General features: G+C 48.8%; 22 protein-coding genes. 13 read left to right on the top strand and 9 right to left on the bottom strand.

The window, feature by feature from the left end; genetic code table 11:
• Nucleotides 1-128: 128 nt before the first annotated feature.
• The 5 genes from T411_RS0105360 (at nt 129) to T411_RS0105340 (ending at nt 4,844) form a co-directional block, all read left to right on the top strand.
• Nucleotides 129-1,028 (top strand): DUF3943 domain-containing protein, encoded by a 900-nt coding sequence (locus tag T411_RS0105360; RefSeq protein WP_000914637.1) that lies wholly within the window; start codon nt 129-131, stop codon nt 1,026-1,028.
• 265 nt (nt 1,029-1,293) lie between these two features.
• Complete coding sequence (locus T411_RS0105355; RefSeq protein WP_001089203.1) at nt 1,294-1,806, top strand: glycine cleavage system transcriptional repressor; 513 nt, start codon at nt 1,294-1,296, stop codon at nt 1,804-1,806.
• 230 nt (nt 1,807-2,036) lie between these two features.
• Nucleotides 2,037-3,647 (top strand): methyl-accepting chemotaxis protein, encoded by a 1,611-nt coding sequence (locus tag T411_RS0105350; protein WP_000915500.1) that lies wholly within the window; start codon nt 2,037-2,039, stop codon nt 3,645-3,647.
• A gap of 92 nt (nt 3,648-3,739) precedes the next feature.
• A complete protein-coding gene (locus tag T411_RS0105345; protein ID WP_000041074.1) occupies nt 3,740-4,090 on the top strand; it encodes a DUF2750 domain-containing protein in 351 nt (116 codons plus the stop codon).
• A 178-nt stretch (nt 4,091-4,268) separates the two neighbouring features.
• Nucleotides 4,269-4,844, top strand: a complete 576-nt coding sequence (locus tag T411_RS0105340) for a nucleoside triphosphate pyrophosphohydrolase family protein (RefSeq protein WP_001177585.1) — start codon at nt 4,269-4,271, stop codon at nt 4,842-4,844.
• A 384-nt stretch (nt 4,845-5,228) separates the two neighbouring features.
• On the opposite strand, the gene btuD is transcribed toward T411_RS0105340, so the two are convergent.
• The 8 genes from btuD to msrB all read right to left on the bottom strand — a co-directional run bounded on the left by btuD (nt 5,229) and on the right by msrB (nt 12,415).
• Entirely contained in the window at nt 5,229-5,984 is a 756-nt protein-coding gene (gene btuD / locus T411_RS0105335) for a vitamin B12 ABC transporter ATP-binding protein BtuD (protein ID WP_000621847.1), read from the bottom strand.
• A complete protein-coding gene (gene btuC / locus T411_RS0105330) occupies nt 5,971-6,966 on the bottom strand; it encodes a vitamin B12 ABC transporter permease BtuC (RefSeq protein ID WP_000345518.1) in 996 nt (331 codons plus the stop codon). The genes btuD and btuC overlap by 14 nt, the downstream gene beginning before the upstream one ends.
• A gap of 80 nt (nt 6,967-7,046) precedes the next feature.
• Entirely contained in the window at nt 7,047-8,075 is a 1,029-nt protein-coding gene (locus T411_RS0105325; protein WP_000167428.1) for a succinylglutamate desuccinylase, read from the bottom strand.
• Nucleotides 8,076-8,390: 315 nt separating this feature from the next.
• Entirely contained in the window at nt 8,391-8,993 is a 603-nt protein-coding gene (locus T411_RS0105320; RefSeq protein WP_000619460.1) for a histidine phosphatase family protein, read from the bottom strand.
• Between the two features lie 6 nt (nt 8,994-8,999).
• Nucleotides 9,000-9,539, bottom strand: a complete 540-nt coding sequence (gene cobU, locus T411_RS0105315; protein ID WP_000215857.1) for a bifunctional adenosylcobinamide kinase/adenosylcobinamide-phosphate guanylyltransferase — start codon at nt 9,537-9,539, stop codon at nt 9,000-9,002.
• Between the two features lie 8 nt (nt 9,540-9,547).
• Nucleotides 9,548-10,333, bottom strand: a complete 786-nt coding sequence (locus T411_RS0105310; protein WP_000718969.1) for an adenosylcobinamide-GDP ribazoletransferase — start codon at nt 10,331-10,333, stop codon at nt 9,548-9,550.
• On the bottom strand, nt 10,333-11,358 hold the full coding sequence (gene cobT, locus T411_RS0105305; RefSeq protein ID WP_000887084.1) for a nicotinate-nucleotide--dimethylbenzimidazole phosphoribosyltransferase: 1,026 nt from the start codon (nt 11,356-11,358) through the stop codon (nt 10,333-10,335). Before cobT ends, T411_RS0105310 begins: the two co-directional genes overlap by 1 nt.
• Nucleotides 11,359-11,968: 610 nt before the next feature.
• A complete protein-coding gene (gene msrB, locus T411_RS0105295; RefSeq protein ID WP_000935885.1) occupies nt 11,969-12,415 on the bottom strand; it encodes a peptide-methionine (R)-S-oxide reductase MsrB in 447 nt (148 codons plus the stop codon).
• A 345-nt stretch (nt 12,416-12,760) separates the two neighbouring features.
• Here msrB and T411_RS0105290 point away from each other — a divergent pair, with 345 nt between their 5' ends.
• The 7 genes from T411_RS0105290 (at nt 12,761) to purT (ending at nt 20,195) form a co-directional block, all read left to right on the top strand.
• Complete coding sequence (locus tag T411_RS0105290; protein WP_000117953.1) at nt 12,761-14,134, top strand: L-cystine transporter; 1,374 nt, start codon at nt 12,761-12,763, stop codon at nt 14,132-14,134.
• A gap of 145 nt (nt 14,135-14,279) precedes the next feature.
• Nucleotides 14,280-15,704, top strand: a complete 1,425-nt coding sequence (sbcB, locus tag T411_RS0105285) for an exodeoxyribonuclease I (RefSeq protein WP_001183680.1) — start codon at nt 14,280-14,282, stop codon at nt 15,702-15,704.
• A gap of 31 nt (nt 15,705-15,735) precedes the next feature.
• The gene (locus T411_RS0105280) at nt 15,736-16,110 is read left to right on the top strand and encodes a CidA/LrgA family protein (protein ID WP_001881007.1); all 375 of its coding nucleotides are present in this window, start codon (nt 15,736-15,738) and stop codon (nt 16,108-16,110) included.
• Nucleotides 16,101-16,775, top strand: coding sequence for an LrgB family protein (locus tag T411_RS0105275; protein WP_000266240.1), 675 nt, complete (start codon nt 16,101-16,103; stop codon nt 16,773-16,775). Before T411_RS0105280 ends, T411_RS0105275 begins: the two co-directional genes overlap by 10 nt.
• A 169-nt stretch (nt 16,776-16,944) precedes the next feature.
• Nucleotides 16,945-17,832 (top strand): cytidine deaminase, encoded by an 888-nt coding sequence (cdd, locus tag T411_RS0105270; RefSeq protein WP_001245910.1) that lies wholly within the window; start codon nt 16,945-16,947, stop codon nt 17,830-17,832.
• A gap of 158 nt (nt 17,833-17,990) precedes the next feature.
• Nucleotides 17,991-18,866 carry an AEC family transporter gene (locus T411_RS0105265; RefSeq protein WP_000462866.1) on the top strand — a complete coding sequence of 292 codons (876 nt, stop codon included), beginning with the start codon at nt 17,991-17,993 and terminating at the stop codon, nt 18,864-18,866.
• A 153-nt stretch (nt 18,867-19,019) separates the two neighbouring features.
• Entirely contained in the window at nt 19,020-20,195 is a 1,176-nt protein-coding gene (gene purT, locus T411_RS0105260; protein WP_000468093.1) for a phosphoribosylglycinamide formyltransferase 2, read from the top strand.
• Nucleotides 20,196-20,287: 92 nt separating this feature from the next.
• Here purT and T411_RS0105255 read toward each other — a convergent pair whose 3' ends face one another.
• Nucleotides 20,288-20,944, bottom strand: coding sequence for a thiopurine S-methyltransferase (locus T411_RS0105255; protein WP_001205536.1), 657 nt, complete (start codon nt 20,942-20,944; stop codon nt 20,288-20,290).
• Between the two features lie 468 nt (nt 20,945-21,412).
• On the opposite strand from T411_RS0105255, the gene relV reads away from it, so the two are divergent.
• Nucleotides 21,413-22,192, top strand: coding sequence for a (p)ppGpp synthetase RelV (gene relV / locus T411_RS0105245; RefSeq protein ID WP_000054941.1), 780 nt, complete (start codon nt 21,413-21,415; stop codon nt 22,190-22,192).
• Nucleotides 22,193-22,267: the final 75 nt, after the last annotated feature.

Genomic DNA, 22,267 nt, shown 5'->3' with positions numbered 1-22,267 from the left:
TAAGCTAATAGAAAAGAATGTTTTATCGACTAAGCTATTTCAAACAAGCGCGAATTATCGGTTCCTTGTTTGTGAGTTTTATGGATAATTGTTACCCTGATCGACATATCACCTAACTGGAGACATCTGTGCTCAAGAAAAACATCACCTCAATGATGTTGTTGACATTTTCCGCCTGCGTAAGTGCACAGCAACAAGATGTGAACTTCAAATCTGATTTTACCTATCCATTGAGCTGTGAACAGAACGGCTGCTATTCAAGCAATTATTATACCGACTCTGTTGGTAACCCTTTTTCTTTGAGTCTCAATGATGCTTCTTCACTCAAGCTCGATGAACATCTTCCCAAATATTTAATGGTGCAAGACACCCGTGACTGGGATTATCTGAAAGGTCAAACCTATACCATTCTCGGCCTGAGTGTTATGACCGCAGGATTGATGACTTTACTCCCTGAATCCATCACAAAATGGGACGCAGAAGATCGCAAACTGAGCGGCCTTGGTAAAAAGTGGAAAGATAATGTTACCTCAGGCCCAACTTGGGATCGTGACGAACATTTTCTGAACTACATTATGCACCCATACTTTGGTGGTGTTTATTACACGGCGGCGCGTCATGCAGGATTCAACGAGTTCGAATCCTTCCTCTACTCGGCCACCATGTCGACGTTCTTCTGGGAATATGGGGTTGAAGCTTTCGCAGAAGTCCCCTCGTGGCAAGATATTTTCATCACCCCGTTTTTTGGTGCTGTGATCGGTGAACTGATGTTTGAAGCCGAACAAAATATTGTGGCGAATGGGGGTGAAGTCATGGGCTCCGATACTATGGGTGGCGTGACTCTCTTCTTCCTCAACCCAATCGGTCATATTCATGGCTGGGTCAGCAGTGCTTGGGGAGGCTCTGCGGATGTTTCCTTCCAAAGCAGCCCTTGGTCAAACAACCCAGATGCAGCCAAATATGCGTTGGATGCAGGTGCTCCATACGATTCACAGTATTACGGCGTCAATTTTAAAATCACCTTCTAATCTGTGCGACAGGCTATACCTAAGGTATAGCCTGTCTGCATTATTCGCCTTCACGTTCCCTTTCATTCTCTCCTCGCAAGAGAACCAAATAATCTAAAATTGAAGCTCAGTGCCAGCCAGAAGGGGATAAATCTGTGGCGCAAGTAGAATTATTGTCCTTCTGCTGAGACTCCCTGTCCAAAAATTGATTTTGGTCAATTCCACCCCAAGTTAACCTCCTACACTCAAAGAGCGAGCAACGCGTATTCCTTGTCAGGAGGCCAACATGAACAGCACATTTATTGTGAATTTTGTCGGAAAAGCAACGCCTGCCACCATAAAGCAACTGGCAGCCGTCACTCACGAAAATGGAGGTAAGTGGCTCATCAGTAAGGTGAATTTCATTGAAGACAGCGTTGCTGCTGTGATCAAAATTGAATTACCTGCAGACAATGCCAGCACAGTGAAGCAAGCCTTCCAAACCTACCCCAGTCTTTTGGTCGAAATTACCGATGCCGACCCGCATGTCCATAAGAGTGATGCTGTCTATAAGGTCAGATTGGATGCCAACGATCGCGCAGGGATCGTGAATGAAATAACTCATCTGCTTGATGGCCAAGGTATTAGCATCTTAGATATGGACTGCCAACGTGTGTTTATCGCCGGCGGTGGCGGTATCAGCTCAAGCCTATTTACGGCCAATGTCGCTATGCGCCTGCCAGTGAATATTGAAATCGATGACGTCATCAATGAGCTTGAAGCGTTAAGCGAAGATACTCGCGTGACGCTCGAAGCTTAACTCTTTTCATCCCATCCTAACGAGGGAGGCTTAGCCTCCCTGCTTGCGTTTGAGTTATTGCACTAACTCTCATCAAATAGTTGAGCTGGTTAACAAAATGAACTGAGGCCAGTGGCAAATCAGCCGTTGTGAACCATCCTTTTATTAGTCCTTATCGGCCTATTCATTCAAACAATAACCTAGCCGAATAAGACCATAAACATTACAGCGCTCAGTTAGGTGGTAACGTCATGTTGAAGCTAGAGAATATCAAGGTCAGTTATAAACTGGCCGCTATTGTCATCGTCGGTATTGTTGGATTTTTGAGCCTGCTCTTTATCTCTGCCAATGCCCTAAAAGAAAACTTGGTTGCTGAGCGTGAAGCACGTTTGAAAGCAGTGATTCAAAGCACCCTATCTCAGGTGGCTTATCTCAACCAAACCCTACCCAAAGAACAAGCTCAAGAACAGGCCAAAGCCCTGATTAACGCGCTACGATTTGATGGCAACAACTATATGTTCGTGATTGATGAATCACGCTACACAGTGGTACACCCGATCCGTCAGGATCTGGTTGGTCAACAGATGGGGAATCCGGGCAAAGATACAGAAGGTCAATTCTGGTTCACCATGATCGACTTAGCGCGCAATGGTCAACAAGGCTCGTTGATCTACCCTTGGAAAAATCAACAAGGCAACCCTGCCGATAAACTCTCGTTCGTCAATGGCTTTGCGCCTTGGGGATGGATTTTAGGCTCAGGCATGTTGTTGGACGATATTGAACACGCGGTTTACCAACAGTTCCTGAGAATGGGTTTCGCCACCCTCATAGTGACGCTCGTTATGATAGGTCTGGGTGTTGTGATCAGTCGTGCGGTGATTCAACCACTCGATACCATCAAAGATGTGATGAAAAAAGTTGCCCAAGGCGATCTCACCGCACAGATTCCTGTGCTGGGTAAAGATGAGCTTGGTATTGTTGCCCAGCGCATCAATAACAGTATTGCCGCCGTACATGATGCCTTGGTTGAATCCGTACAGTCCGCCTCTTCTGTCGCGGAAGCGGCGATCCGCATCGCCTCCTCTGCCGAAGAAACCAGCCAAGCCGTGGTTTCACAACGTGACCAATTAAGCCAACTTGCCACCGCGATGAACCAGATGACCGCGACCGTGGCTGATGTGGCAGGCCATGCAGAAGACACCGCGCGCGATACCCTCGATGCTAGCAAAGAAGCGAACCTAGGAGATAAGGACGTCCATTCGAGCGTAGACAGCATTCGCGCCTTATCGGTTGAACTGGGCGTTGCAACTGATCAAGTGAATAAGCTCAAAGAAGGGGTGATGCAAATTAGCGAAGTCACCTCGGTCATCAGTGGCATTTCCGAACAAACGAACCTTCTTGCTTTAAATGCGGCGATTGAAGCGGCGCGAGCGGGCGATCAAGGTCGCGGCTTTGCTGTGGTCGCCGACGAGGTACGGAATTTAGCCAGCCGAACTCATCATTCCACCGATGAAATCCAAACCATGATTAACCGTCTGCAACAACTGGCGGTAAGCACAGCCAGTGCGATGCAAAAAAGCCAAGCATTGGCGGCTAACAGCGTGGCAACCGCAGAAAATGCGGGCAGCGACTTATCTCTGATTGTGAATCACATTCAGCACGTCAGCGACAAAGCCACTCAGATTGCCACCGCAGCGGAAGAACAAAGTGCCGTTGCCGAAGAGATGAACCGTAACGTAAGTGGCATTAATGATGCGGCGCTGGAAATGTCGCAAGCGGCCACTTATTTAGCAGAAGAGAGTGAAAAACTGGCTGACTTGTCGCGTCAACTCGACCAAAAACTGACGGCCTTTAAACTGTGATCTCACTCTTTTTATGAGCAGACAGAGATCAGCATGGGCATTCTTCGATGAAAGTGCTACCCTTACGGCATTATCTACTGCGAGAGAATAAAATGAGCAAATTAACGGCAGATATCGAAGCGAATCTAGCGCTGTTTATTCAGGAAACCCAAGAAAGCCAACTTGTTTGGGGTTTACGCAATGAAGAAGGTTGGCTCTCTTGTGAGTCGACTGAATTTGAAGAAAGTGAAGTGATGCCTTTCTGGTCATCCAAAAAAGATGCGCAAATTCATAACGTTGAAGAGTGGGCTGACTTTGAAGTGGTAGAAATCCCGCTGGATGTTTTTGTAGAAGATTGGTTAATCACTCTTGATGAAGATGGTGTTCTGGTCGGAACGAACTGGAATGCCAACCTCGAAGGTAAAGAATTAGAGCCATCACAACTGGCCAAACTCTACCTATAACCTATTCCCTATGTAGGTTAATCGGTATTTCAGTTCTCCCTACCGATAAGGCGCTTAATTGCGCCTTTTGTTTTTGCTCACTTTGTTTTTCAATCCTGTGATTCATGTGCTGACGTAGCCCCGCTGCACAAGCTTTGTTACACTTGCCCTCCTGTTAAACCCCATTCGGAACGCAAGCATGCAATTAACTAAGCTGACGCAAGAGATTTTCGACCACTTATACCGTGATATCAGTGAATTCCGCCAAACCTTTGATCTGCCTGTCGCTGCACCACAGACCTTAAATTCCCAGGCTGACACCTTACACACTTCTTTGGCGATTGAAGAGCTGACTGAGCTTGCCCAAGCCGACAATAAAACCGAACAAGCGGATGCGATTGTGGATACCGTCTATGTGTTGATGGGAAGATTGGTGCATTTAGGCCACGCTAAGGTAGAAGACAATCTAGCGATCAGCTATTTGATTGACCTACTTTTGCATGTTGCGGCTAACTTAAATATCGACTTTCTTTCATGCTGGGATGAAGTACACAGCTCCAACATGAGTAAAGTGTGTCGCAGTGAACAAGAGTATTTAGATACTGAGAAATTCTATGCTGAACAAGGTGTCAAGCTAATGGCGGTTCATCAAGGTGAGTATATTATTGCCAAATGCGCAGAGGATTTTATCTCTGAGTCTAAAACCGTGCGTCAGGGCAAAGTGCTGAAGTCGGTTTATTACCGCCCTGCTAACCTCGCAGCACTCACTCAGTAATCAGCCTCTGCTTTACCTTGGCAAGATATCGAGTATCCAGATAAAAAAAGGCCACCTTAGTCACTAAGGTGGCATACTGCGTCTGATTGGGGCCAATCAGTTCAGCACAAACTCAATACTCTTATACCAAGGCACCATTCAGGAGAGAGTGCCAAGGGATCTGCCGAAGAGTGATGAGCCTAACAAGAACGAGAATGTATCAAATCTAGTATTGCGAATTGTGTGCCAATATTTTTTCCTTGCGTTAAAAAACACAAATCATTGATAAATAAACAAATACTAAAAAACTTTCTCGCCTATTCTTCCAGCAACATGCGCTAAAACAGTGCTCCATGCGCCATGATTGGTCAACGCAACACCTGATAAGATGCTGGCGTCTTAGGCTCAATCGAACAGCAAGTGAGGATGCCCTTCCAGTTCCACTCGGCGAATTGACGTGCCAAACACGGATTGCAGCACTTCTTGAGTCAGTACCTCTTTCGCACTTCCAGCACGGTATAGAACGCCACGACTGAGCAGTAACACTTGATCAGCGTGACGCAAAGTGCGGTTCAAGTCATGATTGGCCATGATCACCGTTAATCCCTGCCCTGCCATACGCTCAATCAGACGATACAACAGGCTTTCTTGCGCAATATCCAAGGGTGCCGCTGGCTCATCCCAAATCAGTAAACGCGCAGAAGGATTCAAAACCGGTGAGACCTGTAGACAACTTCCGGCTAGACGCACACGCTGCCATTCACCACCAGAAAGCTGGTGAATCGAACGGTGTAGTTTGTCATCAATATTGAGTAAACGGCTGATCTGATCGATTTCGCTGGCCACTTCCGAGCGTTCTAGGGCTACGTTCGCAGGAACCGACAGCGCCAAATATTGGAAAACGTGCAGTTGAAAGCTGGGTTTATCATTTTGTGCCAGATAAGCGCGATGGCGGGCGAGTTCAGATAAGCTTGCTTGACTCACGTTTAAGCCACCAACCTGCACAGATCCAGAGAAAGGGATCATCCCCGCTAAAGCGGCAAGCAAGGTGCTTTTGCCACAGCCGTTGGGGCCAATCACATGCCAAACTTCGCCAGCGTTAGCCTGTAATGACAACGGCAGCAGACGAGAATCCACCTGTAAGCTGTTAACACGAATCATGGTTTCTCACCAACATCCAGATAAAAATGGGCGCGCCCAGAGTGGTGGTGACTACCCCCAATGGCAATTCGCCGCTGCCCAGCGCCAAACGCGCAATCAGATCCGCACTCACCAGTAATAAAGCGCCGCACAGAGCAGAAAGTGGCAGCAATAGACGATTTTCCGAGCCTAGCGTTAAACGCAGCAAATGAGGAACCACTAACCCAACAAAACCGATCACTCCCCCTAGTGCGACGGAAGCCCCGACCAGTAATGCGATAGCGAGAATGAGCCGCCAGCGAACACGATGAATATCGACCCCTAACTGTTTGGCATGCCCTTCACCAAGCATCAGCTTATCCAGAACACCACCTTGCAAGACAAGCCAAATCACGACAGGCACCGCCACCAAAGAGAGGAGATGTTGATACCAACTGACGCCTGCGACACTGCCCATTAACCAGTACATCAGTTGACGCAAACCAAGGTCATCACTGAAATAGAAAGCCCAAGTGACTACCGCGCCAGACAAAATCCCCAATGCGACCCCGATCAGTAATAGCCTTGCGGTGGTCAGGCGTAACTTACGAGCCATCACCACCAAGAGCAATGTAAACAACAGCGCGCCCAATACCGCGGCCGCCATAAAAGCCACAGGGGAATTTAAACTCGGGAAAAACAGCAGCAGAATCACCATCGCCACGCTTGCACCACCCGATACCCCCACCACGCCCGGCTCAGCAAGCACATTGCCTAGCAACACTTGTAAGGTGGCTCCCGCCACGGCCAGAGAAGCCCCAATCACCGCCGCAGCCAGTAATCTTGGCAAACGCAGTTCCCATACCAACTGCTGTTCGAGAGAAGACCAAGCGGAAAAAGGAGATAGCCACAGCTCTCCCACCAACAAATAAAGGACACACACACTCAAAAACAGCCCGACCAGCAGATAACTGCTGCGCTGCCAGCGTTGCTGTTTATGTTGAAGCAGTCGATGAAAATCCATCTTGTCGTTCATAGAAAAAAGAATGGCCTAACCTTACCGTTAAGCCATTTAAATAGAAAGGAGATCATGACCAAGCAAGATCAGTCGTACACCAATTGGTCATCTTCATAGCGCGTGTTCACCTTACACACCATCAAGGCAGCACGCTGGCCAATGGCCACTTTGCGGTTCGGGAAAACAATCGCTTCCCCTTCATTTTTCGCCATTAAAGGCTTATCACCATCGTGACCAAACACTTCCCCATGCATAAAGGCGGTGAAGTTTTCCACGTCGTCACTGAAGCGAAAATCAAAATCATCATGCAGACGCACTATGGTGCGACTGACTCGGTACATCACCGATTTTCTCGGTAAGTGCTCGGGTTTATGGCGAGAGATGAGATCTCGCATCGCCAGATCAAAGGCCAGCAGACGGTCTAATAGATTTTCACCTAAGCGTGCCACTTGACCAAGCTCTAAGGTTAAGGCTTGCGCAGCATAATGCTCGGCTGAATACCAACTAAACGTACTGGAAGGCGCATTCGATAGCATCACGGCTTCAATATGGGCTTGCTCGATAAATTGCATCAGGCTACGGCTGCGCACCGGATGACGCGCTTTCGGGCTTACTGCAAACGAATAGTGTTTCGAGCCACGAATGGCACAGTGCAAATCTAGGTGCCAACGCGAGTGCTCGTCCGTGTTAGCAAAAAACTGTTTAAGCAGAACTTTGAGGTTATCGGCAATCGCCAGCTCAGTGCTCGGAGTGTGGGGCTTATCATCAAATAAGCGGTTGAGATTCTGCTCAATAAAACGGACATGGCGCACCGTGGCTTGCGGGTGCGCCAGAATAAATAAGCAGCGCTCAGCAACGGGTTGAAATCCGCTGACGATATCGTCAATCCATTTATCCAGCAGTTCCATAGGTGCGGTTTCATCACCATGTACCCCACAGGAGATCACCATATTTTTTGTCGCCGCGTCCGTTTGAGCTGGGATCACTTCCAACACGCCACGTTGATGCAGCTTTAAGGTCACACCCTGCTCTGTACGTACGGTTTGCGCGACCATGGGATGGTCAAGATCTAAGCTGTCGAAAAGAAAAGATTGGCGGAAGAGAGACTTCGTCATGCGCTACTCCTTTATTGCACAGCGGTATGTTAAGAAATTGTACGAACAATTTATGCCAAGATGATCGCACTTATCATCACCCATTCAATATCCGTGGTCGTTAACGGCACTCTACCCAAACGACTTGGAGTTGCAGGTGGAGAGTGATCCCCCATCATAGAAATACTCAGTGATTGGGGTGAGCGAATATAGCCAACACCGCTGCAGCTTCAAGTATCAAGGAATAGATCTTTTTATTCCCAGCCAGACGACGATATAGGCGCGGATTCTACCACTAATTCAATGAGATGCTCCATATTCAATTCGCTTTATGGGCTAACGGCAAAGCGCATTTCCGATGCTGGTCACGCTCACTATCGGTGGCTCACCGGGATAAAGGACAAGCTCTGTCACCGATTGATGAGGAATGGTTAACCGAGTATGCCAGTGTGGGTTGCGCCAATCGACACCCAATACGTGTGCCAAAATCAAACGTATGGTTCCTGCATGGCAGAGGATAAGCGTATCGCTCTCAAGCTTAGGTAACCATTGTTGCCAAGCTTGACTCACTCTTTGATAGGCCATAGCGAGAGGTTCAGCTTGTGGCAGTGTGTTCTTTGCGGGGTCTTGCCAAAAGGCATCCAATATTGGCCATTGAGTCTCCAAGTCGGCAAAACTTTGCCCATCCAACTCACCAAAGTTAAGCTCTTGGAGCTGCGGGTCGAAATCGAGCATAACGTGCGGACGAGCTGATTGGAGCAATCGCGCCAGATCGGCGCAGCGACGTAAGGGGGAGCTTATCACACGAGTAAACGGCAAAGTGCTCAATTGGCTGGCTATCGCTTGCTGCACGCTCGGCTTCACCGCGACATCCGTTATACCATTCAGGGCTGCAGGGCCTTGTGTTTTGCCGTGACGCAGTAACCAAATTCGGATCATGCCTTGCTACTCGCCTTTTAAACGCTGTGGCAGACCCGCCACGACAAACGTTACCGAATCGGCCAATGCCGCGATTTTCTGGTTCATCCATCCCGCGTGGTCAACAAACATGCGAGTCAATTCGCCCATAGGTACGACTCCCATACCCACTTCATTGCTGACCAAAATAATGTGAGCTTGGGTTTGAGCCAATGCCGCCAACAGCGAATCGACATGCTGCTCAATCCGCGCTGCACAGAGCGCGGCTTCGTGTTCAAAAAGCAGATTATTGAGCCATAACGTGAGGCAATCGACTAACACCAAATCTTGGCGTTGAAAGCGAGTTAACGCCTCAGCCAAAGCCAGCGGCACTTCATGTTCATTCCACTCTGCGGTTCGTCGGGCTTGATGATGAGCAATCCGCTCGCGCATCTCATCATCTAAGGCCGTGGCGGTCGCCACATAATGCAAGGTCGCCCCCAAAGCTTGTGCAGTTTGTTTGGCGAGTAACTCTGCGTAACTCGATTTACCACTACGGGCACCACCTAAAACGAAATGAACCGTCACTTTGCCCCCTAAATCATCACTTCATGCTGTAAAAAAGCAAGCAAGATCAGATAGATCAGAATTTCCATCAACTGCTGTGCGGCGCCAAGGCAATCGCCAGTAAAGCCACCCAAACGTCTGATAAGCCATTGGCGGAAAATCTGTCTGAAAATCAAGCTGGCGGCGATCATCACTCCAATAAACTGCCATGAGAAGTAAAGCAGTGTCGCTAAGGCGGTAAGGGATAACACGGCCACATCCGTACCCGACAGCTGCTGCGCCAGCGGCTTACTTTTACTGCTGTCGGTATCGGAGACATAAGGCGTATTACGAATCAAAGACGCCGCCACCGCGCGGCTTAGGGTATAAGCCAGTAACCAAACAGGAACCAGTGAAGTAAGATCGGCCAATTCGGTGAGTAGCAAATATTTACCCAGCAAAACCATAATCAAAGCGCTAGAGCCATAAGTGCCAATGCGGCTGTCTTTCATGATCTCTAGACGTCGCTCAGCCGTCATACCACCGCCCACACCGTCAGCCATATCCGCTAAGCCGTCTTCATGAAAGGCACCGGTCAATAACAAGCTCAACACCATGGTCAAAAACACGCTGATGTTGGTAGAAAAAAGCTGCGTCGCGAGCGAATAAACCAAAGCGCAAATCGCCCCGAGCAGGAGTCCAACCAGAGCAAAATAGCGCCCAGCTTGATTCATTCGCTCACTGCTATAAGGCAAACTCACCGGCACAGGAATGCGGGAGAAGAAGCTCACGGCCAGCAAAAACAGCTCCAGTTGATAACGTAAAATGGCCGCCATTACACTGTGACTCCTGCATCAGCAAAACTGGCCATGTGGTTGTAAAACTCCACTGCAGCACGAACAAGACCCAGCGCCAACACAGCTCCGGTACCTTCACCTAAACGTAAACCTAAATCCAACAGTGGCTCTGCGGCCAGCATTTCTAATACTGCGCGGTGCCCCGTTTCTTGTGAGCAGTGGGCAAACAGCAAAAAGTCTCGTACATTTGGCTCGATTAAGGTCGCAACATAAGCGGCAACCGTCACAATAAAACCGTCCACCAGCACTGGGGTTTGCTTTTCGTATGCCCCCATAAATGCCCCGACCATTTGGACAATTTCAAACCCGCCAACTTGCTGCAAGACATCTTGTGGCGCAGCGCCTAAACAGCGCTCAACACCTTGGGTAACCAACGCTCGTTTACGTTGGTACTGCTCATCCGTAATGCCGGTGCCACGTCCAACACACACTTCAATCGGCAAGCCGGAGAGTGCCGCCAAGATTGCTGCTGCACTGCTGGTATTGCCAATGCCCATCTCACCAAACATCAATAGATTACAGCCCGACTCAACTTCACGATGAATCAACGCCTTGCCAAGTGCGATTCCCTCTTGCACCTGCTCTGAAGACATGGCGGCTTGCTCGGCCAAATTATGCGTGCCCGCACCGAGACGCTGCTCAATCAAATCCGCGTGAGCGGGCTGAGCTCGCAAAATACCGCAGTCAATCACCCGCATCGCGGCGTGTTCAGTACGACAAAAACAGTTGATGGCCGCGCCGCCCGCGAGAAAGTTTTGCACCATTTGCTCAGTCACTGCGCTTGGCGCAATACTGACACCTTGCGCAGCGATGCCGTGATCGGCGGCAAAAACCAAAACGGTCGGCTGATGAATCGCCAGTTGAGTTACCGCTTGATCTTGGTTTTGGCTTTGGATGAGTGCTAAATGATGCGCGACGCGCTCAAGTTGCCCTAGCGCCCCGAGTGGCTTGGTTTTTTGATCGATTCGTTGTTGGATTTCGGCGCTGAATGAGCGATCTAACATGCGGGCATCCTTACTTCTTTTTAAGGCATGAAAACAAATGCGGCACAGTCTACTCGCTCTGAACAACAAAGCAAAAGCCTTCACTTATTTTGCCTACTACACCACACTCTCAGCGCAAACGACTTGCCGCCGCGTCTGACATTAGTCTCGGCATCCAATATACCCACACTACTTGGAGTTACAGCTTCAAGTAGGAAGGAGATAAGACGGATATAAGCATTTGAACCAGTCTGTTCTATACTTTGGTACAAATAGTGCTTCATCTTTTAATGCTTCAGTTTGGTTATCCTGTTTTAACGTTGTCTCTTGCTTGAGACACCACAAGGAGCTGTACCATGATTGCTAACCAAAGATCACCGAAACCAAAGCCGAATAAACCTGCCAATAAAAAAGGCAAGCGCGTACCGTTTGCACTGACCTAATTCCATTGAAAAAGAAATGCCCATCAGGCCTGCGGAACACAGACCTGAGGGCATGAGCTTATACCCAAACAACTTGGAGTTGCAGGTAGGCGGCAAGTAAGTGAATCCCCATGAGCATAGGCAAACTATGTGATTGGGGTGAACGAACGTAGCCAACACCGCTGCAACTTCAAGTAGGAAGGGTATATTTATGCACTGAGTTTGTTCACGGCAACCGAATTGATGCAGTAACGCAAACCGCTTGGCGGCGGCCCATCAGGAAACACATGCCCTAGGTGCGACTCGCAAGTGTTACAACGCACTTCCACTCGAGCACGCGCTAAGCTTTGATCCATATGGTAGGAAATGGCATTGAATTTGACTGGCTGCGAAAACGAAGGCCAGCCTGTGCCTGAATCAAATTTGGTTGCCGAATCAAATAACAGGGTTTGGCAACCGGCACATTGGTATAAACCCGGCTCAAACAGCTCACACATCGCATTAGAAAAGGCTCTCTCTGTGCCATGTTGACGCATCACGTAATACTGCTGTTCATCAAGCAAAGTGCGCCACTCTTCATCACTGCGCGTCACTTCACGCTCTGGCTTAGGATTGCCTTGGTTTGCAAAATCCAACACCTGTTGCCAGTTCAACATTGCTCTCTCCTCTTGTTGGACTATTGACTATGCTCAAACGACTTAGTACGGCAGCGTCAAGCTGGAAGAATATAGACCGCGGATGCACCAATCTTATTGCATTCAGATCACCAAAATACACACCTGCAAAAGCAGCACAGTTCGGGCAATGCTTAGTCAAATTGATCGCCAATTAGTCAACCCTCTGTTTTTGATAACCATTAGTTATAAAACATGATTTTTTCTCAGTTTATTTTCGTGATAGCGATCGCTATATTCCAAGAAAATCGTTCTCATTTAGGATAGAACAATCGGCTTGCTTTGATGGCCGTTGTTACTCTCCTTCCCCCTTTTAAGGATTTGCTTATGTCAGTGGTTACCCTTGCAGCACTGGTGATTTTCGCCGGTCTATTGCTCTATCTGTTTGGGCTACAGAAAAAAGCCGCCACCCTTTCTCGTCAAGTTTTGTTTGGTTTAGTACTAGGTAGTGCATTTGGTTTGGCACTGCAAGTAGTGCTCGGTGAAGGCCATCCCGCTATTCAAGAAACCCTATCTTGGGTTGCTATCGTCGGCAATGGCTACGTGGGTCTACTGAAAATGGTCATCATGCCACTGGTGCTGGTATCGATGATCTCTGCCGTGGTACGTCTGGATAAAAACGGTTCACTGGGCAAAATCTCCAGTCTGACTATCGGTATTTTGCTGGTGACTACTGCGATTTCTGCGCTGATCGGTATTCTCATCACTCAAGCATTTGGCCTGACGGCTGAAGGTTTGGTTGAAGGCGCACGCGAAACCGCACGTATTGCAGCACTTGAAAGCCGCGCATCAACGGTTGCCGACCTAACGATTCCACAAATTCTGTTGAGCTTTATCCCAACCAACCCCTTTGCCGATTTAACCGGCGCACGTTCAACCTCCATCATCGCGGTGGTGATTTTCGGCGTGCTCACTGGTATTGCCGCACGCAAAGTGATTGCCGATAAACAAGAGTTAGAAACGCCAATTCGCACTTTTGTTGAAGCAGCACAAGCGATTGTGATGCGTTTAGTGAAAATGATCATGGCGCTGACACCTTACGGTATCGCCGCGCTGATGGCGAAAGTCGTCGCGACATCCAGTGCTACCGACATTCTGAACTTGCTCGGTTTCATTGTGGCTTCTTATGTGGCGATAGCCCTGATGTTTGTGGTGCACGGATTACTGGTTGCTATGGTGGGCGTTAACCCAACCCGTTACTTTAAAAACATCTGGCCAGTACTGACTTTTGCCTTCACATCGCGCAGCTCTGCGGCCACGATTCCTCTCAATGTGGAAGCGCAAATCACCAAACTGAATGTGCCACCTGCAATTGCTAACCTGTCAGCTTCATTCGGTGCCACGATTGGGCAAAACGGCTGTGCGGGCATTTACCCTGCGATGTTGGCGGTAATGGTTGCTCCAACCGTTGGGATTAACCCACTGGATATTCACTTTATCGTATCGCTGATTGCGATGATCACCATTAGCTCCTTTGGTATTGCAGGCGTGGGTGGCGGTGCAACCTTCGCAGCTCTGATTGTGCTGCCAGCCATGGGCTTACCCGTCACGATTGCGGCGCTTTTGATTTCTATCGAGCCACTGATTGATATGGCGCGTACGGCGCTTAACGTATCAGGTTCGATGACGGCAGGCACAGTCACAAGCCGTTTGCTTAAAGAGACAAACGAAGAGCCTGAGCCGCAAACTCAGCAAGCCTAATCTTACCTTGCCAAAGCCGATGCCCAGCATCGGCTTTTTTTTGTTGAAAGGCTGAACAAATAATGGGATAGCACAAGGGCAGCAATTGCTATGTCAGGGTCAGGATGGTCTAATAACGGCAATTTTTAGCGATTTGGTAAGCCACATGCAGCAAGAACACCAGCCCACATTCTTCTTTTTCGACTACGAGACTTGGGGAGTCAATCCCGCAAAAGATCGTCCTAGTCAGTTTGCGGGTGTGCGTACCGATATGGACTTCAACATCATCGGCGAGCCTTTGGTAATTTACTGTCAGCTGCCCAACGACTATTTGCCCGCCCCTGAGGCCGCATTGATCACAGGGATCACCCCTCAAAAAGCCAATAGCCAAGGTCTCGCGGAGCCCGAATTTATCGCGCGTATTCATGCTGAGCTCTCCACACCCAATACCATCAACCTAGGTTATAACAGCATACGTTTTGATGATGAAGTGACGCGCTACACCTGCTATCGCAACTTTATCGACCCCTATGCTTGGAGCTGGCAACACGGCAATTCCCGTTGGGATCTGCTGGATGTGCTTCGCGCGTGTCATGCTTTGCGTCCTGAAGGTATCGAGTGGCCGGAAAATGATGACGGCTTCACCAGCTTTAAACTGGAACATCTTTCTGTTGCCAACGGCATTGAGCACAGCAACGCGCACGATGCGATGGCCGATGTGATTGCCACCATTGAACTGGCGAAAAAAGTCAAAGCCGCGCAGCCGAAATTGTTCGACTACTTCTTCACTATGCGCCACAAACGAAAGCTGACAGAACTGATTGATATTGTGAACCAAACTCCGCTGATGCATGTTTCTGGCATGCTTGGGCGTGAGCGTCACTACACTAGCTGGATTGTGCCTATTGCTTGGCATCCAACCAATCAAAATGCGGTGATTGTGGTGGATTTGGGTAAAGACCCTCAGCCGCTGCTGGAGCTCGATGCCGAAACGCTGCAAGCGCGTCTCTATACGCGGTATGAAGACCTAGCGCCGGATGAGCTACCAGTACCCGTGAAATTGGTGCATCTCAATAAATGCCCTATTCTCGCTCCGGCCAAAACCTTGACCGCAGAAAATGCACAAAAGATTGGTATTGACCGCGAACAGTGTCTCGCGCACTTGAATGTGATTCGTCAACACCCCGAGATTCGTGAAAAGCTGGTGACGGTATTTAGCCAAGAGCGCGAATTTAACCAAGAGAGTGATGTGGATAGCCAACTCTATGCCGGCTTTTTCTCCCCAGCCGATCGCGCGGCGATGGAGATCATCCGCACCACTGCACCGGAGAATCTGGGCAGCTTAGCGATCCGGGTGGCCGATAAGCGCATTGAACCGCTGCTGTTTCGTTATCGTGCGCGCCATTATCCCCACACCTTAACCGATACCGAGCAACGCCGCTGGGCAGCGCATTGTCGTGACTATTTCGAGCGCAATCTAGAAGGTTATATGTTGAATTTGGAAAATCTGGTGCATGAGCATCAAGCTGATCCAAAGAAAATGGCGATTTTAAAATCCGTCTACCATTACGTGGAAAAACTCGCTTGCTAACATCGTTTATTTTTACTTGCTGATTTTATTGATGATAAAAAAAATAGCTCAATACTGTGTCTCCATGGGACTGATTTTTCTCTGTCTGTTGGCGGGCATCAACTTACAAACTTGGTTAGGCATTGCTATTCCCGGCAGCATTATTGGGTTACTGATCCTATTTGGCTTGATGGCCAGCGGTTTAGTGCCTGTCGAATGGGTCAAGCCCAGTGCCACCCTGTTTATTCGTTACATGATTTTGCTGTTCGTCCCGATCAGTGTCGGCTTGATGGTGCACTTCGATACGCTACTGGCAAACCTCGCCCCGATCCTCGCTAGCGCTATCGGCGGTACCTTAATTGTCATGGTGACACTGGGACTGATACTGGATCGAATGCTCAAGAAGGGGAAAAAGTCATGTGGCTGATCATCACACTTGGGGTATTTTTCGTCGCCCGTTGGGTGGCTCAAAAATGCAATACCCCACTGGCCAATCCGCTTCTGATCAGTATCGGTATACTTATTCCACTGCTGACTTACCTCAAAGTACCTTTTGAGACTTACTACGCTGATAATCAGTGGTTGAGTTATCTACTCCAGCCAGCGGTTGTTGCTTTGGCTTATCCACTTTACGAGCAGTTGCCACAAATTCGTGCCAACTGGCGAATTATCGCTTTGGCTTGTGGCGTGGGCAGTGTGATGTCGATGATCACCGCCAGTTTGATAGCCGTAAGCATGGGGGCAGATTTAGAACTGATTGCCGCCTTAATGGGAAAATCAGTGACAACGCCGATCGCGATGGAAGTGGCACGCCAGTTGGGCGGCGAGCCCGCGATTGCTGCGATTTTGGTGCTACTCGTCGGGCTATTTGGTGCCATTCTTGCCTACCCGATTTACAAACTGCTCAATATTACGCATCCCATCGCCAAAGGGCTGACCATGGGTACGGTATCCCATGCCCTCGGCACAGCCACGTGCGCTGAAAAAGATCCTCGCGACGCCGCGTTCAGCTCACTAGCCCTTGTCGTGTGTGGTGTTATCACGTCTGTATTAGCGCCAAGTCTGTTTGCTTTCGCACTCTGGCTTCAATAATTTCATTTCGAGTGGCGTCACATCTCATACGCTTGCAATCGTTATCATGTGTGACGTCACTCTAATAATGAAACATAAAAATAAATTACACAACTTAACGTGACACTGATCACCTTATAAAATCTCGCATTACCTAAAATAGGATTCCATGCAATGAAAAGGAATCACTATGAGAAACCGTATTGAACAAGCATTACAACAAATGCCTGCTTCTTTTGCCCCATATTTACGTGAATTGGTGTTGGCCAAGGATTTCGATGCCACTTTCTCTGCCGAGCAGTATCAGCAGCTTTTGACCCTTTCGGGTATGGAAGATGCCGATTTGCGCGTCGCGCTGTTACCTATCGCTGCCGCTTACTCGTATGCCCCCATCTCTGAATTTTATGTCGGTGCGATTGTACGTGGCATCTCCGGCCGCCTCTATCTGGGCGCCAATATGGAATTTACTGGTGCGCAGCTTGGACAAACCGTACATGCTGAGCAATGCGCCATTAGCCATGCTTGGATGAAAGGGGAAAAAGGGGTGGCAGACATCACCATCAACTTTAGCCCTTGCGGCCATTGCCGCCAGTTTATGAATGAGCTGACCACAGCGTCTTCGCTGAAAATTCAACTGCCCAAGCGTGCTGCCAAAACTTTGCAAGAGTACCTCCCTGAGTCGTTTGGCCCTGCCGATCTCGGCATTGATTCTGGCCTGATGAGCCCAGTCAATCATGGTAAAACCAGTGACGATGATGAAGAGCTGATCCAGCAAGCTCTGCGCGCGATGAACATCAGCCACTCGCCTTATACCCAAAACTTCAGTGGTGTGGCACTGAAAATGCGCAGTGGCGCGATTTACCTTGGCGCGTATGCCGAAAATGCTGCGTTTAACCCAAGTTTGCCACCGCTACAAGTTGCCTTAGCACAAGCGATGATGATGGGTGAATCATTCGAGGATATTGAAGCCGCAGCTCTGGTAGAGAGTGCAACCGGCAAAATCAGCCATCTTGCCGATACTCAAGCAACGCTGGAAGTGATCAATCCCGATATTCCACTTTCTTATCTCTCACTGTAAACCGAATGAAGAAGCCATTGGCCTCTTCACTTTTTGCTACTAGCTCTCTTAGTCCACCTCTTACTAAAGATGTCGCGCGCACACTTTTCCATCACCCACCATGACGTTCTGAATAAAGCCTGATAACTTGCGCTTTTTACACGTATCTCTCGCAAGCTATGTTTGAACAAATCATTGCCATTCTCTTTCCTGTGATGAGCTTAGTCTTGATTGGCTATTTGATTGCTCTCTGGCTCAAACCCGATTTTCGCCCGATCAATCGCATCAATATGGAGGCCTTTGTGCCTGCGTTGGTGTTTTCTTCACTGGTCAACATGCCACTGGATACGCAGCAAACACCTCTGTTGCTTGCCGCTCTTGTCGCGGTATTGCTGCCCGGCATGTTAATGCTCCTGATATGTCGTTTGGGTCGCTGGTCATTTAAAACATGGGCTCCACTGCACATGTTTCGCAACAGCGGTAATTTAGCGATTCCCCTGTTTACTTATGCGTTTGGCGAAACCGCGCTCCCCTCTGCCGTGTTGCTGTTTGTGGTTTCTATGTGTCTGCACATTAGCTTAGGGGTAGCCATGCTGAGCAAAGGCAGCGTATTGAAAACCGTGCTCAGCGCTCCGGTCTTTTTAGCATCCTCACTGGCTTTACTGCTCAATCTAAGTGGAGTCTCTATCTGGTCCCCCTTGTACAACGCCACCGCTTTACTGGGACAAGCTGCCGTTCCTGTGATGCTGCTTTCGCTCGGCTCACAAATGATCAACCTGCGCTTAGCCGGGCTCAAAGTTGGCCTTGTTTCAACGGCACAATCTCTGCTCACCGGAGCCTGCGCGTTTGCGCTGATTTACTTTTTCATTCCACTGCCTCCCTTACAACTGCAAATGATGGTGCTGTTTACCATGTTGCCCCCCGCAGTGATGAATTATCTGTTCGCCGAGCGTTATCACATCGAGCCTACTCAGGTTGCGGCTATGGTGTTGTTTGGTAATTTCTTCAGCTTATTAAGCCTGCCCATATTGCTGTTTATCGCTCTTTCACTCTGATCCTGTTCGCCATAAAACTGTCATAAACTTGACCAGAATACGGGGTAATCTGACTGGCTACAGCGGGAAGCAAACGTTTTCTTTTGTGCTTTGTTCCAGTATCATGGCCGCTGTTTTTTGCTAATGTTGACTGAATGACTATAAGGATTGTCTATGTTTGGGACAGCGACTCGGGATAACGCAACGCGAGTACTTTTGCTTGGCTCTGGTGAACTTGGTAAGGAAGTCGCGATTGAGTGTCAGCGCCTTGGCCTCGAAGTCATCGCCTGTGATCGTTACGCCGAGGCGCCTGCCATGCAGGTCGCCCATCGCAGCCACGTGTTTGATATGCTCGATGCCGATGCACTACAACAAGTGATTGATTTAGAAAAGCCACATTTCGTGGTTCCAGAGATTGAAGCGATTGCCACCAGCAAGTTAGTGGAGTTAGAAGCGCAAGGCTTAAACGTTGTGCCTACCGCCAATGCAACTCGCCTCACCATGAACCGTGAAGGCATTCGCCGTTTAGCCGCTGAAGAGTTAGGGTTGCCCACTTCCGCGTATCAATTCGCAGACAGCTATGAGAGCTTTGCCGCGGCAGTAGAAACCATCGGTTTACCTTGTGTCTGTAAGCCTGTCATGAGTTCATCGGGCAAAGGCCAAAGTGTTATTCGCACACCAGAGCAGATCGAAGCGGCTTGGCAATACGCACAACAAGGTGGACGCAGTGGCGCTGGCCGAGTGATTGTGGAAGGCTTCGTGGATTTTGATTACGAAATCACACTGCTGACCGTACGCGCTGTGGATGGCGTCCATTTCTGCGCTCCAATTGGCCATCGCCAAGAAGATGGCGATTACCGCGAGTCATGGCAACCACAACTGATGTCAGAAAATGCCATTAAAGCGGCTGAATATGTGGCAGAACAGGTGGTTAACGCGCTTGGTGGTTATGGCTTGTTTGGAGTTGAACTGTTTGTGAAAGGTGACAAGGTCATCTTCAACGAGGTTTCCCCTCGTCCACACGATACCGGAATGGTGACGCTCATTTCTCAAGAGCTCTCTGAATTCGCTTTGCATGTGCGCGCGTTTACTGGTCTACCGATTGGTCAAATCGTGCAATATGGCCCATCAGCCTCTGCGGCGATCCTCGGTCAAGGCCAATCACAGAACATCCAGTTCAGTGCGCTTGATGACGCCCTAAGCATTCCTCACACCCAAGTGCGCTTATTTGGCAAGCCAGATATTGCGGGTCGTCGTCGCTTAGGTGTTGCCCTGAGCCGAGGAAAAACGACGCAAGAAGCCACTGATCGCGCGATTGAGTGTGCGAAAGCCGTGAAGATTCATTACTAATTCAGCTCTTTATCTTTATCAGCACTATCAGAAAGCGCGCTCATTCAGCGCGCTTTTTTCATTTCTACTTAGTGGCGTTCAAAGAGTCAGAGTCACTCGCTTTTCTCAATCACCCAAACTTCTTCGGCAAAGCGGCTTAAGCCCGCTTGTGTGCGCTTATTCAGATGCGGATCTATGCTCGTATCTTGGTAAACTCTGCGCACCTCACATCCCATAAACAAGGTTCGAATTTCCGCTTCAGGAACCGAAAATGGCGGCCCTGACAACTCAGTTTGCACATAATCCATACTGACCAGCAAAATGCGCCCACCCGGTTTAAGCAGTTGCAACACGCGCTGCGCGTACTCTGTGCGCATCTCTTCCGGCAATGCCACTAGCGCCGCACGATCATAAACTAAGTCCACCGATTCAACAGGAGCTGTGAAGAAATCTCCGGTAAAAAGCGTAAGCTCATCAAACTGATATAGTTCATGTTGCGCATTGAGTCGGGTCACTGTCGGGGTATAGAAATGCTCGGCAAAGAAAGAACGTACCGCGATTTGACTCAGTTCAACCCCTTGAACACTGTCATGCTGATTCGCCAGCCAAATCAGATCTTCACTCTTACCACACAAAGGGACGAGCACTTTTTCACTGCGTTTAGGGGCAAGATCAGACCAAAAGCGGATCAATAGCGGGTTCACGTCTTCAAGGTGAAAACCAATCTGGTTCGCCGCCCATTTGTTATGCCAAAACTCAGGATCTCGCATCTTCTACTCCTTTTCATTTGCTGCCGCCAAGAGTAGCGGATCTTCTGCTCCCGCGGTAGCACGAATTTGTCCCTCCCCATCTGTTCGACGGTTACATTTCTTTACCTAAGGCTTTGGAACTCCATCGAAAACTCGAAGTCTGAATGGATGCCTATGTTCTTTCCAAACGATTTGAAGTTGCAGAACCTGAAATGGCAGATAGGCGCAGATGAGTGAATTCCAATAAACACAGACAGACTATGTGATTGGCGTGCGCGAACATCGCCCTTGCAGCTTCAAATAGGAAGAAGATATGTGATGGATAACAAATTCTTACAACTGAAAATCCAGATTGAATTGGAAAAGGAACAACAAGGCCCAATTGATCATAGTGAGCAGAAAGGAACACTAAACCCACTTTGATTGCACTGTCAGAAAACGCCTTCTAGATCTACTTTTTGACTGAACAGCGCAAGCTAAGGAGAGTGAATGAGTCTATTGCTACGTACCACAGCCTTAATGTTATTGCTGCTGAGCCGTGCTCCTGCCATGGCGGCTGTGCCATTAACCACCAATTCAACGGAAGATAACCGCGAAGAGTCACAACAAAACGAAGTCAGCTCTAAGCTGTTTCGTCATAGCTTAAGTGGTTTGTACGGTATCGCTAACCAAAATTACCCTATTGTCCAGCCTTATCAAGATTTTGATGTGCTGTACAGCAAAGCACATCAAGCCCAAATCGAGCTAGAAACTCTGTGCAAAAGCACCGCACTCTTGACCCATACTCAAGCCTACTTTGCTGGCACAAAATCTCGTCAGCGTGCTTTAGAAAAGGTTGAGCTAGAGTTAGATGGTCAGGCCGAGCGTATTACCGATTTAGCCCGAGCCACCATAGTGGCGCATGATGTGGCGAGTCTCGTCACCGCTTATGAGACATTAAGTCGAGAAGCGACGGTCGTGAAAGTGAAAAACCGCTTCAAGAATCCGGCAGAATCTGGTTATCGCGATCTTAACGTTTTAGTTCAGTTACCTAAAACAGGGATTATTGCTGAGGTTCAGTTGCATTTAGCGGCGATTGCGCAAGTAAAAAGTGGTGCAGAGCATGAGCTGTATGAGCAGATCCAAACCATTGAGCGCACCGCGCGCCAAGAGCAACGTGAGTTAACCGAATGGGAAAATGCGCAAATTGCCAAGATGCGCTCAGCCTCACGCGATCTCTATCAACAAGCGTGGCAGCCTTACATCACAACGCACATTCAAGCGGCATAAATACCCGACCCAAGCCGCTTCGGACAGCACAAATAAAGCACGCAGCCTAGACATCTCGGTTGCGTTTTTTATTGA

Origin of the sequence: Vibrio cholerae ATCC 14035 (assembly GCF_000621645.1) — a bacterium.
Taxonomy (GTDB): domain Bacteria; phylum Pseudomonadota; class Gammaproteobacteria; order Enterobacterales; family Vibrionaceae; genus Vibrio; species Vibrio cholerae.
This window is presented reverse-complemented; position numbering and strand designations above follow the sequence as displayed.

Excerpts from the sequence above, each read along its gene's own strand:
- T411_RS0105355 (WP_001089203.1), top strand. The coding sequence starts at position 1,294 with ATGAACAGCACATTTATTGTGAATTTTGTCGGAAAAGCAACGCCTGCC.
- T411_RS0105350 (WP_000915500.1), top strand. The coding sequence starts at position 2,037 with ATGTTGAAGCTAGAGAATATCAAGGTCAGTTATAAACTGGCCGCTATT.
- T411_RS0105345 (WP_000041074.1), top strand. The coding sequence starts at position 3,740 with ATGAGCAAATTAACGGCAGATATCGAAGCGAATCTAGCGCTGTTTATT.
- T411_RS0105340 (WP_001177585.1), top strand. The coding sequence starts at position 4,269 with ATGCAATTAACTAAGCTGACGCAAGAGATTTTCGACCACTTATACCGT.
- btuD (WP_000621847.1), bottom strand. The coding sequence starts at position 5,984 with ATGATTCGTGTTAACAGCTTACAGGTGGATTCTCGTCTGCTGCCGTTG.
- btuC (WP_000345518.1), bottom strand. The coding sequence starts at position 6,966 with ATGGATTTTCATCGACTGCTTCAACATAAACAGCAACGCTGGCAGCGC.
- T411_RS0105325 (WP_000167428.1), bottom strand. The coding sequence starts at position 8,075 with ATGACGAAGTCTCTCTTCCGCCAATCTTTTCTTTTCGACAGCTTAGAT.
- T411_RS0105320 (WP_000619460.1), bottom strand. The coding sequence starts at position 8,993 with ATGATCCGAATTTGGTTACTGCGTCACGGCAAAACACAAGGCCCTGCA.
- T411_RS0105310 (WP_000718969.1), bottom strand. The coding sequence starts at position 10,333 with ATGGCGGCCATTTTACGTTATCAACTGGAGCTGTTTTTGCTGGCCGTG.
- cobT (WP_000887084.1), bottom strand. The coding sequence starts at position 11,358 with ATGTTAGATCGCTCATTCAGCGCCGAAATCCAACAACGAATCGATCAA.
- msrB (WP_000935885.1), bottom strand. The coding sequence starts at position 12,415 with ATGTTGAACTGGCAACAGGTGTTGGATTTTGCAAACCAAGGCAATCCT.
- T411_RS0105290 (WP_000117953.1), top strand. The coding sequence starts at position 12,761 with ATGTCAGTGGTTACCCTTGCAGCACTGGTGATTTTCGCCGGTCTATTG.
- sbcB (WP_001183680.1), top strand. The coding sequence starts at position 14,280 with ATGCAGCAAGAACACCAGCCCACATTCTTCTTTTTCGACTACGAGACT.
- T411_RS0105280 (WP_001881007.1), top strand. The coding sequence starts at position 15,736 with ATGATAAAAAAAATAGCTCAATACTGTGTCTCCATGGGACTGATTTTT.
- T411_RS0105275 (WP_000266240.1), top strand. The coding sequence starts at position 16,101 with ATGTGGCTGATCATCACACTTGGGGTATTTTTCGTCGCCCGTTGGGTG.
- cdd (WP_001245910.1), top strand. The coding sequence starts at position 16,945 with ATGAGAAACCGTATTGAACAAGCATTACAACAAATGCCTGCTTCTTTT.
- T411_RS0105265 (WP_000462866.1), top strand. The coding sequence starts at position 17,991 with ATGTTTGAACAAATCATTGCCATTCTCTTTCCTGTGATGAGCTTAGTC.
- purT (WP_000468093.1), top strand. The coding sequence starts at position 19,020 with ATGTTTGGGACAGCGACTCGGGATAACGCAACGCGAGTACTTTTGCTT.
- T411_RS0105255 (WP_001205536.1), bottom strand. The coding sequence starts at position 20,944 with ATGCGAGATCCTGAGTTTTGGCATAACAAATGGGCGGCGAACCAGATT.
- relV (WP_000054941.1), top strand. The coding sequence starts at position 21,413 with ATGAGTCTATTGCTACGTACCACAGCCTTAATGTTATTGCTGCTGAGC.